Origin of the sequence: Prosthecobacter sp. (assembly GCF_034366625.1) — a bacterium.
GTDB lineage: Bacteria > Verrucomicrobiota > Verrucomicrobiia > Verrucomicrobiales > Verrucomicrobiaceae > Prosthecobacter.
Map to the genome: position 1 here is coordinate 721,523 of NZ_JAXMIH010000008.1, position 14,283 is coordinate 735,805.

General features: G+C 60.8%; 13 protein-coding genes and 1 pseudogene. 5 read left to right on the plus strand and 9 right to left on the minus strand.

Annotated elements, in window-relative coordinates:
* The first annotated feature begins 4 nt into the window (after nucleotides 1-4).
* From U1A53_RS11355 to U1A53_RS11365, 3 genes are read left to right on the plus strand one after another with little or no spacing between them, the layout of a single operon-like run.
* Nucleotides 5-766 carry an SDR family NAD(P)-dependent oxidoreductase gene (locus U1A53_RS11355; protein ID WP_322280966.1) on the plus strand — a complete coding sequence of 254 codons (762 nt, stop codon included), beginning with the start codon at nucleotides 5-7 and terminating at the stop codon, nucleotides 764-766.
* A complete protein-coding gene (locus U1A53_RS11360; RefSeq protein ID WP_322280968.1) occupies nucleotides 763-2,295 on the plus strand; it encodes a malonate decarboxylase subunit alpha in 1,533 nt (510 codons plus the stop codon). Before U1A53_RS11355 ends, U1A53_RS11360 begins: the two co-directional genes overlap by 4 nt.
* Entirely contained in the window at nucleotides 2,292-3,452 is a 1,161-nt protein-coding gene (locus U1A53_RS11365) for an acetyl-CoA C-acyltransferase (protein ID WP_322280969.1), read from the plus strand. The genes U1A53_RS11360 and U1A53_RS11365 overlap by 4 nt, the downstream gene beginning before the upstream one ends.
* 6 nt (nucleotides 3,453-3,458) lie before the next feature.
* Here U1A53_RS11365 and U1A53_RS11370 read toward each other — a convergent pair whose 3' ends face one another.
* From U1A53_RS11370 to U1A53_RS11405, 8 genes are all read right to left on the minus strand, one after another.
* Nucleotides 3,459-4,448 (minus strand): kelch repeat-containing protein, encoded by a 990-nt coding sequence (locus U1A53_RS11370; RefSeq protein ID WP_322280971.1) that lies wholly within the window; start codon nucleotides 4,446-4,448, stop codon nucleotides 3,459-3,461.
* Nucleotides 4,418-5,695, minus strand: coding sequence for an MFS transporter (locus U1A53_RS11375; RefSeq protein ID WP_322280973.1), 1,278 nt, complete (start codon nucleotides 5,693-5,695; stop codon nucleotides 4,418-4,420). Before U1A53_RS11375 ends, U1A53_RS11370 begins: the two co-directional genes overlap by 31 nt.
* 9 nt (nucleotides 5,696-5,704) lie before the next feature.
* Nucleotides 5,705-6,451 (minus strand): SDR family oxidoreductase, encoded by a 747-nt coding sequence (locus U1A53_RS11380; RefSeq protein ID WP_322280975.1) that lies wholly within the window; start codon nucleotides 6,449-6,451, stop codon nucleotides 5,705-5,707.
* On the minus strand, nucleotides 6,432-7,403 hold the full coding sequence (locus tag U1A53_RS11385; protein WP_322280977.1) for an amidohydrolase family protein: 972 nt from the start codon (nucleotides 7,401-7,403) through the stop codon (nucleotides 6,432-6,434). The genes U1A53_RS11380 and U1A53_RS11385 overlap by 20 nt, the downstream gene beginning before the upstream one ends.
* A gap of 65 nt (nucleotides 7,404-7,468) precedes the next feature.
* The gene (locus U1A53_RS11390) at nucleotides 7,469-8,938 is read right to left on the minus strand and encodes a M81 family metallopeptidase (RefSeq protein ID WP_322280978.1); all 1,470 of its coding nucleotides are present in this window, start codon (nucleotides 8,936-8,938) and stop codon (nucleotides 7,469-7,471) included.
* 7 nt (nucleotides 8,939-8,945) lie between these two features.
* On the minus strand, nucleotides 8,946-10,286 hold the full coding sequence (locus U1A53_RS11395; RefSeq protein WP_322280979.1) for an aspartate aminotransferase family protein: 1,341 nt from the start codon (nucleotides 10,284-10,286) through the stop codon (nucleotides 8,946-8,948).
* Nucleotides 10,287-10,391: 105 nt separating this feature from the next.
* A complete protein-coding gene (locus U1A53_RS11400) occupies nucleotides 10,392-11,447 on the minus strand; it encodes a fructose-bisphosphatase class II family protein (protein WP_322280980.1) in 1,056 nt (351 codons plus the stop codon).
* Between the two features lie 6 nt (nucleotides 11,448-11,453).
* Complete coding sequence (locus U1A53_RS11405; RefSeq protein ID WP_322280982.1) at nucleotides 11,454-12,053, minus strand: nucleoside monophosphate kinase; 600 nt, start codon at nucleotides 12,051-12,053, stop codon at nucleotides 11,454-11,456.
* 120 nt (nucleotides 12,054-12,173) lie between these two features.
* Here U1A53_RS11405 and U1A53_RS11410 point away from each other — a divergent pair, with 120 nt between their 5' ends.
* Nucleotides 12,174-13,262, plus strand: a complete 1,089-nt coding sequence (locus U1A53_RS11410; RefSeq protein WP_322280984.1) for a substrate-binding domain-containing protein — start codon at nucleotides 12,174-12,176, stop codon at nucleotides 13,260-13,262.
* 319 nt (nucleotides 13,263-13,581) lie between these two features.
* On the opposite strand, the gene U1A53_RS11415 is transcribed toward U1A53_RS11410, so the two are convergent.
* A complete protein-coding gene (locus U1A53_RS11415; RefSeq protein ID WP_322280985.1) occupies nucleotides 13,582-13,734 on the minus strand; it encodes a hypothetical protein in 153 nt (50 codons plus the stop codon).
* A 64-nt stretch (nucleotides 13,735-13,798) separates the two neighbouring features.
* Here U1A53_RS11415 and U1A53_RS11420 point away from each other — a divergent pair.
* A pseudogene (locus U1A53_RS11420) lies at nucleotides 13,799-14,179 on the plus strand (hypothetical protein).
* The last annotated feature ends 104 nt before the right edge of the window (nucleotides 14,180-14,283 follow it).

Here is a 14,283-nt window from a genome sequence, read left to right on the forward strand (position 1 = left end):
TCTCATGAGTCACAGCATAGATCTGACTGGCAAGGTCGCCCTCATCACGGGCGCTTCACAAGGCATCGGCGCGCAGATGGCCCGCACGTTTCATGCGGCGGGCGCCACCGTGGTTTTGAATCATCCAGGCATCGGCAGCACGGGCGAGGACGCCCAATGCATCGCCGATGAACTCAACGCCTTGCGTTCCGGTAGCGCGTTTGCAGCAGTGGCCAATGTGGCCGACACGCAGGCCGTGCAGACGATGATGGCAGGCATCCAGCAGGCGCATGGCGGCCTCGATTTCCTCATCAACAACGCCGCCATCCTGCGTGATCGAACCATCGCGAAGATGTCGATGGATGAATGGGACGCGGTGATCGATGTGAATCTCACGGGCGTCTTCCAGTGCTGCAAATTCGCGCTCGAAATCATGCGCGATCACGGGGCCATCGTCAGCATGGGCAGCATCGCGGCGATCCAGGGCTTCTACGGTCAGGCGAACTACGCGGCGGCCAAAGCTGGCGTGCAAGCCATGATGCGCGTGCTCAGTCGCGAGGCAGCGCGACGAAACATCCGCGCCAATGCCATCGCGCCCGGCGTGGTGGACACCGCGATGGCGGCGACCATTCCTGAAAATGTCCGTGCCGAGATGATCAAGAACGTGCCGCTGGGCCGCTTCGGCACCACGGAGGAGATCGCGAATGTGGCGCTCTTTCTCTGCTCGCCGCTGGCCTCGTATGTCACAGGTCAAACGATCGAAGTGAACGGAGGCTGGCGCGGATGAGGGCCGCAGCGCTTCAAGTGAGCGCGGATGAAGCCATCGCCGCCATCCCCAGCGGCGCGACGGTTGCCGTGGGTGGATTTGTCGGCGCGGGCCATCCCGAGATGCTCACGTCGGCCTTGGAACGTCGGTTTTTGCAAACTGGCACGCCAAACGATCTCACGCTCTACTACTGCGCGGGGCAGGGAGACCGTGGTGAACGAGGCTTGAATCATCTGGCGCATAAAGGGCTGATCAAACGCGTCATCGGCGGGCATTGGAACCTCGCGCCAAAGCTCGGTGCGCTGGCGCTCGCGAACGAGATCGAGGCCTACAACTTCCCGCAGGGCGTGCTCAGTGTGCTGCTGCGCGAGATCGCGGCCAAGCGTCCCGGACTCATCACGCAGGTGGGTTTGAACACGTTCATTGATGCCGCGCAAAGCGGTGGCCGCATGAACGCGCGGACCACGCAGCCGCTGGTGGAGCGCATCGAACTGGATGGGCAAACTTGGCTGCGCTACAAGCCCGTGCCCATCCACGTCGGCCTCATCCGCGCGACCACCGCCGATGCGCGTGGCAACCTGAGCATGGAGCGCGAAGGTTTGATCGGTGAGGTGCTGCCTATCGCACAAGCGGCGAAGAATCACGGCGGCATCGTCATCGCGCAGGTGGAGAAGGTAGTGGATTCATTTGCTGATCCTAAGTCCGTGCGCGTGCCCGGCATCCTGGTGGATTACATCGTCGTCAGCGATGGCGCACAGCATGATCAGACCTTTGGCGTCACGTTTGACGAGTCCTTGGTCACTTCGCGCAGCGATGGCTTCACCTTGCCGACGATGGGCTTCTCCGAGCGCAAGATCATCGGTCAGCGTGCACTGAAGGAGATTCGCGCAGGCGACATCGTGAACCTGGGGATCGGCCTGCCCGAAAGTGTGGCCATGGTCGCGGCAGAGACTGGGCGCTTGAAGGAATTCACGCTCACGGTCGAGAGCGGTCCCACCGGCGGCGTGCCTGCATCCGGCTTGAGCTTTGGATGCAGCCACTTCCCCGAGGCGATCATTGATCAGCCCTCGCAGTTCGACTTCTACGACGGCGGCGGCATCGACATCGCGGTGCTCGGCGCGGTGGAGGTGGATGCGGAAGGCAGCGTGAACGTCACCAGTTTCGCCGGACGCTTCGCCGGTGTCGGCGGCTTTGTGAACATTGCCCAAAGCGCCAGGCGGCTCGTGTTTTGCCTCACTCTGCGTGCTGGTGAGCTGGAGGTCGCGGTTAAAGATGGTCAGCTCGAGATTGCTAAAGAAGGCCGCCATCCCAAGTTCGTGCGCAGCATCCAGCACGTCTGCTTCCATGGCCCCACGGCGCTGCAGCGCGGGCAGGAGGTCTTCTATGTCACGGAGCGCGCCGTCTTTGCCCTCACCCCGCAAGGTCTGCAACTCACCGAGCTGGCCCCCGGTGTGGACTTGCAAACGCAGGTGCTCGACCAGATGGAATTCACGCCAATCATCGCCTCGACGACAGCGATGCCCCCAGACTGTTTCGCCACGCACCCATGATCTACTCCACACCTGTTTATATCGCCGCTGCACGACGTTCGCCGATTGGTCGGCTCGGCGGCGGCCTGCGCTCACTATCGGCGGCTGATCTCGCGCTTCCTGTCGCGCAAGCCATCGTGCCGGAGGCGCTGAAGCCTGCCATCAGCCAGGTCATCCTCGGCCAGGTGCTCACCGCTGGCTCAGGCATGAATGTGGCGCGTCAGCTCGGCCTGCGGCTCGGTTTGCCGCAGAGTGTGCCTGCGTTTGTCACGAGCATGGTCTGCGGCTCAGGCATGAAGGCCGTGGCGCTCGCTGCCGATGCCATCGCTTCCGGCGAAGCCACGCTCGTGCTCACCGGCGGCGTCGAATCCATGAGCCGAGCCCCGCATTACGCTACTGACCTGCGCAGCGGCTGCAAACTCGGCGACAGCACGCTCGTGGATGCCATCCTGGCCGATGGTCTGACCGATCCCGTGCTCAAACTCGGCATGGGCGAGACCGCTGAACGCATCGCTGACACCTGCGGCATCACCCGCGCTGAACAGGACGCTTTTGCCCTCCTCAGCCAGCAACGCGCCGCTGCCAGTCGCGATGCCTTTCAGCGCGAAATCGTGCCCATCGAAGCCCGCGAAGGCATCGTGCAGCACGACGAACATCCGCGTGCCGACACCACGCTGGAAAAGCTCGCCAAGCTCAAGCCTTCTTTCCGCAAAGACGGTAGCGTGACCGCAGGCAATGCCTCCGGCGTCAACGATGGTGCCGCGCTGCTCGTGCTGGCTTCCGCCTCCGCGATCCAAGAGCACTGCCTGCAATCACGCGCCCGTATCATCGCCAGCACCGCTGTCGGCTGCGATCCCGCCACCATGGGCCTCGGCCCCGTTCATGCCATCCGTCGTCTGTGCGAGGAAACCGGCTGGAAACTCGACGAAGTGGACGCCATCGAGATCAACGAAGCTTTCGCCGCCCAAGCCCTCGCCTGTGCCCAGCAGCTCGGCCTTGATCCGAATAAGCTGAATCAACGCGGCGGGGCCATCGCCCTCGGTCATCCCATCGGTGCCAGCGGTGCCCGCGTGCTCGTGACCTTGCTACACCTCATGGAAGACCTGAACCTCCATCGCGGCATCGCCAGCCTCTGCATCGGCGGCGGCATGGGCATCGCGATGGCGATAGAGCGTTAGACCACCTCACGGCTTCTCAGCCAGCAAGTCGCTGGCACGTATGCGCCAGCAGGTGTCAGAGCGGTGCTTCATCTGGTCTTCGCCACCGAGGAGGTGGATGAACTCGCCGCATCTCACGAAGGTGGTGTTCACGGCCAGTGGCATCGGTGTGGACGCGTTGTATTGATGGGTGCGCAGGTCGTAAATCCAGGCTTTGGCGACGAATCCCGCTGTCACGCTACTGTAGCCTCCAGCGAGGTAGATGCGATACTCGTCCAGCGGCACGCTGAAGACGCCGCGAATGGCTTCGTGATACTCGGCGAGCTTCTTCCAGGCGTCTGATGCGATCTCGTGCTGAAAAGCGGCGGTGGCGTTGTGGGCCTGCTGGCTGGCATCAATCCAGGCACCGGTGAAGCTATAGAGATGATTATCGATTGCAGTCACGGCAGGGATGCCGATAGGGTTTGGCAGTTCTTTAAGCGCGGCGAGTGTGGAGGTGCTGCCAGTGGTCAAATGGATGGCGTAGAGGCTGTTACTTCCCTTGCTCCAGTCGTCGGGATCAGGTGTGCCGCCAAAGACATGCAACTGACCATCCCGCAGAGCACCAGCGCCATACACGACAGGCTGCGGGAGATCGCCAAGGCGAGTGAGTTTGAACTGGTCATCAAGCGCATAGATCTCTTTGCGCCCTTGTTTGCCATCGGCTCCACCAGCGAAGTAAAGACGTGTGCCATCGCTGGCAAAAGCGGCGTAGGCGACGGAGTGCGGCAGCTTGGGGCCGAGGGTCCATTGATTCGTCGCGGGATCAAAGAGCCACACGGTGTCGAGCCAGCGCTTCGTGCCATCGCTCCAATTCGTGCCGCCTGCGACGATGATCTTGCCATTCACACATCCGGCGACGAAGCCAGCGGCGGGTTCGGGCAGCGGCGGCAGCTTTTCCCAGGTGGCGGCGTGCGCCATGGTGAGACTGCTCACGAGGCCGAGAATCAGGGGAGTGTTGGCGTGTTGGTTTTGCATGATTGGGGTTTGATGAAGGAAAGCAGCACGGCGCAGACGAGCAGACCGACGGCGGAGAACTCGAACATGTGGCGCACGTTCACGTTGGCATCGCGCAACGCACCACCGGCATAGATCGTGAGGCCGCCGATGCCGCAGGCGAAGAGATTCAGCACGCCGAAGCCGGTGGCGCGGTAGCGTGAATCAGAGACCATGCAGAGGATCGGCATGGTGTTGCCATCCGTGCAGGCACGGGCGAAGCCGAAGATCACCAGTCCTGTGATGGCGATGCCAAAGGTTTCCGTGTTCGACGTCAGGAAGATGGCAGGTGCGGCGATGCACATGCCGAGGATCGCGACGTAAAGACGCCCGCGCTCATGCTTGCGGCTCCAACGGTCCGCCCAAGCTCCGCCGATGATCAAACCGATGACGGTGGAGATTTGAAGATAACCCGTGGCCGCGAATCCGGCCTCGCCCTGGCCTAGATTGAACTGCTGCTGCAAATACGTCGGCATCCAGCCCACAATGCCCCAGGCGGCGAGTCCCATGAGTCCCCAATGCGCCAGCAACACGATGAAGGAGCGCTGGCTGAACAGGCTGCGCAGCGCAGGCAGGAAGCTCACTTTTTCCTCGGTGCTCGCTGATGTGGACGAGGCATCGCTTTGACGTGGCGCATCGCGCAGGCCGAAGACCAGCAGCACGGAGTAAACAACGCCGATGATGCCGAACAAACTGAACGCAAAGCTCCAGCCATGGCGCTCCGCCAGCCAACCGCCCATGCCGCCGAGACCGGAACCGATGCTGACGCCGCAGTTGTGAATACCGACCGCCAGCGAACGTGTCGATCCACGGTGATAGTCTGCGATCAAAGCGAGTGCCGCAGGCAGGTAACAGGCCTCGCTCAGCCCCATGACGGCACGTGTGATGAGCAACTGATCAAAAGTGACGCAGTGGCTTGTGACCCAGGTCGTGAGCGACCAAAGAAACAAGCTGCCGATGATGACACGGGTCCGGCTCAAACGGTCCGCGAGGAAGCCCGCAAAAGGACTCAACAGGCCATAGACCCACAGAAACACCGACGTGAGCAGGCCGAACTGCGCATCAGTCATCGGAATCGCCGACTTCACGGAATCCCGCATCGTCGTGAGCATCACACGGTCGAGGTAGTTCAGGCAGGCGACCACGCAGAGCAAGCCGACGATGAGCCAGGCGCGTGAAGGCAGGCGTGCGTCTGCTGCATCGGAAAAAGCATTGGATGTAGCAGGCATGAGGGTGAGTTAAAGACGACCGATCTGAGCGGTGGTGAGGCCGCCGTCGATGACGATGATCTCCCCAGTGATGTAACTGGCGGCAGGCGAGCACAGGAAGGCGGCCGCACCCGCGCAATCCTGCGGTTGGCCGACATGGCCGAGCAGGATTTTCTTCTCGTAGTTCTTCAGCAGGTCCTGTGCGCGTGGCTCCATCCACGTCTGCGTCAAGGGCGTGCGGATGAGGCCCGGCGCGATGCCATTCACGCGAATGCCATGCGGCGCGAGCGAGGCCGCGAGCGACTTTGTCATCATGACCAGGCCACCTTTGCTCGTGTCATACGTGACGCTATCGGCTTCGGCCTGAAAGCCGTTCGTGGAGGAGACGATGACGATGCTGCCACCACCACCGAGCGCGACGCGCTTCTTCGCGAAAGCCTGCGCGAGAAAGAAAGTGGCGCGGAGGTTCAGCGACATCGTTTTCTCCCACTCGGCCTCTGTCATGTCGAGAAAGGGCGTGTCGAAGAAGCTGCCGGCATTGCAGACGAGGAGGTCGAGCGATGGCTGGAGGGAGAAGGCCTGCTCAATGAGCTGTGCTGGCGCGGATGGTACGGATAGGTCACATGGGACGTATGAGGCCCATCTGGGGTCGTTTTGCAGGCCATGCCTCACGACAGTGGCACCGCACTCCGCCAGACCATCGGCGATGGCTGCTCCAATGCCCTGGGATGAGCCGCTGACGAGCGCGGCATGTCCTTCAAGAGAGAATGCTTTCATCAGGGAGCTTGAGGTAGTTCAGAGTGTTCGTGGCGGCGATGCGGCGGACGACTTCCTCACCTGCGGCTTTGAGGGCGATAACCTCGCGCTCATAGGTGCTGATGAGCTTCACGACTTCGCCGCTGATGGCCGCCGCATAGCTGTAGAAGGGCGAATCGCTGCCCCACATGAACTTGTGCGGATACGCGGCAGCGAGATCAGCGATGACACGCGCGGGATCACTATAGGCGCTGTCAAAACGGCGGCTTTTAGGGGCGATGTAGGGCATATCACCCACCGCGCCTTCGCAGTGGATGCAGTGGGCGGAGTTGTCGAACCAAGCATTCGGCAACGCCTGCACGCGGTCGAGACATTCCTTGTCAAAGCGGCAAGAGTGCGCAGCGCAGAAGCGGATGTCGGGGTTGGCTTCGGCGAGGTCGAGGATGTCGTGCGCCTGGGCCCATAAATCATCCTTTGCGACGCTGCTGTGGATGATGAAGGGCGCGTCCCATTCGCGGGCGAGATCGAGGAAAACTTGGCCTTCATGCGCGAGGCGCTTGATGTCAGCCTGGATGATCGTGCTTTGAATCTTGATGCCGTGGATGCGGTATTCAGCGCGCAGTTTCACAAGCTCAGCGGCTTGCGCGTCGGTGTGGCGCATAGGGTCCACCATGACAAACGGAAGCGTCTTGCGGCCTTCTTCAGGAAAGAGTCGATAGCACTCCTCCAACATACGGCGGTTCTCGAAGGCGTAAGGCACGGTTTCCAGGCCATTGCCGAAGCCGATCCCGCCACTGCGGAACTTGGTCACGTCCATCGCCGCATACGAGACGAAGGGAAAGACGATCCAGTGAGTGATGCCGAGCGAGCCACCGACCTGCGTCATGTCCACGAGCTGCTGCGCATACGGAAAATCGCCGTGCAGGTAGAAGAGCATGTCCGCTCCGATGTGATTGTGGCAGTCGATGATCATGGTGAGTTGAGGTAGGAAAATTTGTTGGTAGGAAGATTTTCAGAGTTCTGAGTTTGGTAATTTTCCTACCTTATTTCATCGAGCGGATAAATCGGACGGCGGACTTTGCGAAACGGCAGTGACTTCAACTGGCTGGTGCAGGGACCGGGTGTGTCCACCCAGCACATTTGTTGGGTGATGGGATCGTAGGCATGGCGGTGCGCGACGGCGGCCTTCACGCCGATCACGGAGAGATCGCGTGGCTCGATGCCCTGGCTGCGCCATTGGCCGAGATCGAAGGGCGGTGTCTTGTGGCTCGTGAGGAGAATGGTCAGCCCGGCATGACGCACGACGGCGCACTCACCCATGTCAAAATGATCGCCGCACATGCTGGCGAGGTGGCTGCGCTTGTCCTCCAGCTCGAACTTGCCATCGCCTGAGCGCAGCAGCTCGACTGTGAGAGAAACGGGACCGGCATCAAGCTGGCTGGAGCGCCCGCCCACGGTCAAAGTGGTCTTGTGCCCTGGCGCTATCGTGCGCAGCCGACGAACCGCCTCGGGATCATTGATGCAGATGGCCGCGTTGGAGGTCTGGCGTTCGATCAAGGCACGCAGCAGGCCCGTGCCATCGCCAGGAGCGCCGCCGCCGATGTTGTCAGAGGCTTCGACGAGCACGGTGAGTCCTGGTGATGTGAGATCGAGCTTTGCGAAGACTTCGTTCACCGATGCATCCGTCATATTGCCCTCTGCTTTCTTCGTCATCGCGAGATCCCATAGTTTTTGCAAGGCGGCGCGTGCCTGAGCTTCGTCTCCCAGAGTGGCGATGACGAAACTCACACCCGCGTCCGGCATGTCGGCAAAGGAGAAGCCTGCGCAGACATTCACCGCCCAGAACTCGCGCGTGGACTCCATCTCCCGCGCCATTTTTTCTAGTGACAGCATCGGCTCGCATGCCGTGGCCGTGCCGGTGGGCGGCCACATCAGCGGCGGATGCTGCCAGAACATCCTCGGCACCTGCCGCGTCGTCAGGCAGCGCTGGAGCAGCGTGGCGGCGATCTGCGCGGCTCGCCGGGCATCCGCGTGAGGATTCTCACGATACGCGACGAGGCAGTTGGCCAGATCCGCCATGCGCTGGGTGAAATTGGCATGCAGATCGAAGACGCCAAAGATGGGAACATCAGGGCCGATCCTGGCTCTCAGCCGCGCCAGGATCTCGCCCTCCACATCATCAAACGAGGGCGTCACCATCGCCCCGTGGAGCACGAGATACACGGCATCGACCGCAAGCGGCAGTCGTTTGAAAAGCTCGTGGCAAAAGGCTTCGATGACCTCGTCCTCCACCATCGCTCCTGGAGTGGCGCGGAAATCCGCCGCTGGGATGATCTCCCAGCCAAAGGCCCGCGCACAATCCAGCGCTCCGCCCATGGGTGAGCTGTCGCCCGAGCAGCGCAGCATTTCGCTGCCACAAGTGATGGTGAAGTCGCTGAGGCGCGTGCTTCCTTCGAGAAACGTGTGTGTCTCGTGAAACAGGCCGGCGAATAGAACACGCTTGAACATGGTTGCATCAGGCTGCTGACCACTCGACGGCATGTTTGGCAAAACTGAGCGATGCCTTTTCCAAAGCCTCGTCCACATCTGTCTCACGATGAGCCAGGCTGACGAACCACAGACCGCGCTCGATGGCACGCACGCCATCCTCCAGAAGACAGCGGCGCAGATGCGCCCAGCGCGGAGCATCCTGTCGCCTCACATAGTCACGGTAATCACGCACCGGTCCCTCGGCGCAGCCGGGCTTCAGCATGACGGCATGGAACACGGGCCCGGGCCCTTGTGGACGAAGCGGAATACCATGCTGATCAGCCAGAGCACGAAGTCCGCTCATCAGTTTCTGCCCCAGCTTGATCACGGTTTCAGGATGCGAGTCTCCCAGAGACAGCACATGATCAAGGCACCACTTGCTGGCCGCTAGACAGAGTGGATTGCCATTCAAGGTTCCCGCATGAACGACGGTGCCATCAATGACCTTCTTCATGGCGCTTTGTTTGCCCACCAGCGCGGCAAACGGCACGCCACCGCCGATGGCCTTGCCGAGAATCGTCAGGTCCGGCACGAAACCGAAATGCTTCTGCGCACCGCCGGGGCCGAAACGGAAGCCGGTGATCGTTTCATCGGCAATCATCAATATGCCATCGCGATCGCACAGTTCTCGAATCGTTTCGATCATGCCCGGCACGGGCTCCATGCAGCAGGTGTTGCACATGATCGGCTCGAAGATGATGGCGGCGATTTGTCCTCGATATTTCTCCACCTGACGACGCAAATGATCGGGATCATTCCAGCGGCAGACAACAAAAGTGTCCAGCACCTCTGGAATGACGCCATGGCTGGGATGCAGATGCGTCGGGGATTCATCATCGCCCCATTTGTCCGGTGGGGGACAGAAGCCGACGAGACCTTCATCCGCCCAGCCGTGATACGCGCCTTCGAACTTCAAGATCAAGGGACGCCCAGTGTGTCCGCGTGCCAGGCGCAGTGCCGAGAGCACGACTTCGGTGGCGGAGTTGTTAAATCGCACGAGTTCCGCCGAGGGAATCATCGCCTGCAGGCGCTCGGCCACCTCGATCTCCAGCTCCGACTGCGCTGCCCAATGCGTGCCGAGCCTTGCCTGCGCAGCGATGGCGTCCGCCATGCCAGCGGGCGCATGGCCGTAAAGCAGCGCACCCTGGCCGATCTGGAAGTCGATGTACTCATTGCCATCCACATCCCATACGCGCGGACCGTTGCCGTATTGAAAGTAGAGAGGCACGGGCTGCTCCATCTTGCGGATGCCGCTGTTCACACCTGCGGCGATGCTTTGCGTTGCGCGTTCGTAAAGACGACGGGAATGCGTGTAGCGATCAGTCATTAAGAAATCGTGTTCATGGGTTTTCTGCGGGTGAGAAGGAACCCGGGGGCAGGCCTGATGACAAGCATCCGGCATTGGTTGCTTTGAGTGACCAGAGTGCTGTTTTCATGAGCCCGGACCCGTGCTTCTCAGCGGCATGAACTTGTGGCCCATGTCATGTACGGTGCGCATATAGCGGACGGTGCGGCTGTGGGCGCGCAGAAGGACGGAGGATGTGACGGCCTTGTTACCCGTCATTTTCACGCCGGGCAGCAGCGGGCTGTCGCTGATGCCGGTAGCGCAAAAAACGGCGCTGCTGCCGCTGACAAGATCGTTCGTTTGCCGAACGGCATAGATCTCCTCATGCGAGTGAGTTTCGAGCAGCGAGGCCAGTTCTGCTTCATCTCGCGGCCACATTCGCACCAACATGTCGCCGCCAAGTGTCTTGAGCGCTGCGGCGGTAAGCACGGCCTCGGTGGCACCACCGATGCCGACGTAAAGATCAATGCCGGAATCCGGCATCGACGGTGCGAGAGCGGCGGTGATGTCACCATCGGTAATGAGACGCACGCCCACGCCACATTCACGCAGATTCACGATGATGTGCTGATTGCGTGGACGGTTGAGAGTGCAAACGACGAGCTTGCCCAACGGTTTGTCCAGAGCGGTGGCCACGCGGTTGAGCGTCAGGCGCAAAGGATCGTCGAGAGCGATGCTGAGGCCGGCTTTCTCCAGCCAGCACACCACCTCTGGTCCCCAGGCCAGTTTCTCTGTGTAAAAGGAAGGCAGGTGGCACATGGCATGGCTCTGACCGTCTCCGGTAATGCTGGCGGCGATGACGGAGATCGAGTTTGGCAGCCCATGCGCGATGTTGGTGGTGCCATCAACCGGGTCCAGGGCGATGTCGAAATGCGGACTGCCGGAGGTCCACCTGCCGAGTTTTTCGCCGAGGAAAATGCCGGGGGCTGCATCCTTGATTCCCTCGCCGATCATCACGGAGGCGCAGCAGTCCATGCGGTCAAAGATGCCGTAGATGGCATCGCAGGCCGCCGCGTCAGCGCCATTTTTGTCTCCTTTGCCAAGCCAAGTCATGGCATTGAGGGCGGCATTCTCTGTGGCGCGCACAAACTCGAACTCCAGTGTGCGTTCGGTATCGTCGTTGATCGTTGATGAATCGCTCATGTCGTTCTAGGCGAACTGTTTCTCCGCCTCGATGACGGTTTTGAAAATGTCGTTGAGAACGACATGCGGTGGCTGAGTGGCGTTCACATGAGTGATGCGCTCTGGTGGATAGTGATTCAGCAACTCGATGGACTCGGCCTCATAGACTTCGAGGCGACGCTTCACCACCGCATCGCTGGCATCGTCCAGGCGGTTGTCCTTGAGCGCGCGTTTCTTCAGCCGCAGAGCGATCTCATCGCGCGGCACTCCGCTGAGATGGAAAACATGCTCCACATCGACCATGGCATCCATGAGTTCCGCCTGATGCGGATTGCGCGGAATGCCATCCAGGACAAGTCTGTCCATGTCCGGTTTTATGGCCCGTGTTGTCACACAGCTCTTAATCCGTGCCAGCCAGAGCTTGATCGTGATCTCATCTGGCACGAGTTGTCCCTTGCCGGAGTATTCAAGGAAGGCACGACCCAGTTCCGTACGCACGTCCATGGCGCGGAAGACATCACCACAGGAGCAATGGAAGAAGCCGGGGAGCGAGCCGAGAGCCTTGCCCTGAGTTCCCTTGCCACTGCCGGGAGGCCCAAAAAGAAGAATGGCGGTGTATCTTTGCATGGTCGGTTGGTTTAATGGATTTGTGGCCATGAGCGCGTGGAGCGGCGTCATGGCGCACAAGATTCTGTTTGCTACATCGACAGAAACGAGTGATTACTCCTGGTCACGTCATGGCACCAGATGAAGACCAAGGCTTTTTCAACCCCCAAGTTGCCGCAGCGCCTGTCGCTCGTCGCTCAGACCGTGGAAAGCCTTTATGAGGGCATTCGGAACGGCCATTGGCAGAAGCATCTGCCGGGTGAACGCGAGCTGTGCGAGAGCCTGCAGGTCAGCCGCCGCACACTGCGTCCGGCACTCGAAGAATTGCAGCGCAAAGGCTGGCTGGAGGTCAGCGGCCGGCAGCGCCGCCGCATCAAAAGCCGCAGTAGCAGCAAAGTTGAGAACGCTCGAAAGAAGACCATCGGCATTCTCATGCCTGGTTCCTTTCTCTCCCTGCCATCGCGCATCTCCTTCGTCATGGACACCCTGCGTGCCAAGCTGACTGCTGCCGGCTGCGTCGTGCAGTTTCATATCAACCCTGCCTGTTACACCGCGAATCCAGGCCGTGTGCTGGCCCAATTCGTGGCCGAACATCCGGGCATGATCTGGATCGTCCTTAGCGCTCAGGAGCCGATGCAGCGCTGGTTCAGCCGCCAGAAGCTCACTTGTCTCATTCTGGGATCTAGCGCCCCCGGAATCAGCATGCCATCGGTGGATGTGGACTTCCACGCCACCTGCCATCATGCGGGCGGCCTGCTCTGGCGCAAAGGGCATCGCCGCATCGCGCTGGTGCTGCACAAAGGCATCTATGGTGGTGACATTGCCAGCGAGGAAGGCTTGCGTGATGCATTGAAAGGGATGCCAGGGGCGCACATCCAGGTTTTGCGTCACGACACCACGACATCGCATCTCTGCATCCTGATCGACGAGTGTCTGCGTTTGCCGAATCCTCCCACCGCCTACCTCGTAGGCGGTGCCACGCATGCCCTGACAGTCGCCATGCACCTCATGCGTCGGGGCAGGCGGATACCCAAGGATGTCACAGTACTTTCCCGTGACAACGATCCCATTCTTGACGCCGCCAGCCCTACCATCGCTCGTTACGCCATCCAGCCTGCTCAATTCGCCAGTCGCGTCGCCCTCGCCGTCCGGCAGCTTGCTGAAACCAGCACCGTGCCCGCAGACGCCATTCGCCTCATGCCCGCCTTTGTTTCTGGTGAATCGATTTAGCGAATGAACCTTTTGAGCAATCGAGGCCGAACTGGGCACTGTCGGTTCTCAGTGCATGATCAATTTATCCATGAAAAGCCCGAGCGATTCGGCTCCAGAGAGTCGAGAAGCCAAAACCTTCTTGCGAGCTCTCGGACATGAGACTGTCTTGCCGCCCAGCCACTTGAACAATGTTTTCCTCTCGATTCCAAGTCTCGCCGCCAGTTGGACTCTGGGCAGGCCGTGCCTCTTTTCGAGCGCAGTCAGGGCTTCGTCGAGATCCTTCGGGGGTGGGTGGGATCATAGCCGAGAAACTTGATGATTTCAGGCCACTTGCTGATTACCGGCGCGCCCGGTCGGCCTCCCAGTCGTTGTAAGCGGTGACGCAGATGTCGAACCGGGCCGCTGTCTGCTCCTGGGTCTTCCGGAGGTCGAGGCGGCGCTTCCGCAGGTGTTCGCCGAGAGTCTCGGGTGCCTCTAGGTAACTCTTCACCCGCTTCTCGTGGGGACCGAGGCAAAGATATCGCCAACGCATCAGCGGCCCGCTTCTGGATCGCATCGACCTCCACGTCGAAGTTCCTCTCGTCGATTACAAGGCGCTTGCTTCTCGCGACGGCGGGGAAGCCTCCGGCCCCGTCCGCCAGCGTGTCGAATCCGTGCGCCAACTCCAGCAGGAACGCTTTGCCAAACATCCCGGCGTCCACACCAACAGCGCCATGACGCCGCGCCTCATCAAAAAACACTGCGAACTCGATGCCGAAGCCGCCGGCTGCCTCGAACACGCCATGAGCTAGATGAACTTCAGCGCTCGCGCTCACGACCGCATCCTCAAAGTCGCACGGACCCTCGCCGACCTCGGCAGTCACGATAAAATCATCGCCGACAACATCCTCGAAGCCATCGGCTACCGCACGCTGGACCGGAAGATGTGGAGTTAGCGTTCCAGCGGCGCTGGAGACAGGAGTCATCCCGCAAACCGGCCACAACCTTTGGCTGCCGGAGCTGTTTATGCAGTGGCATGTCGCTTTCGGCGCACGCCCCC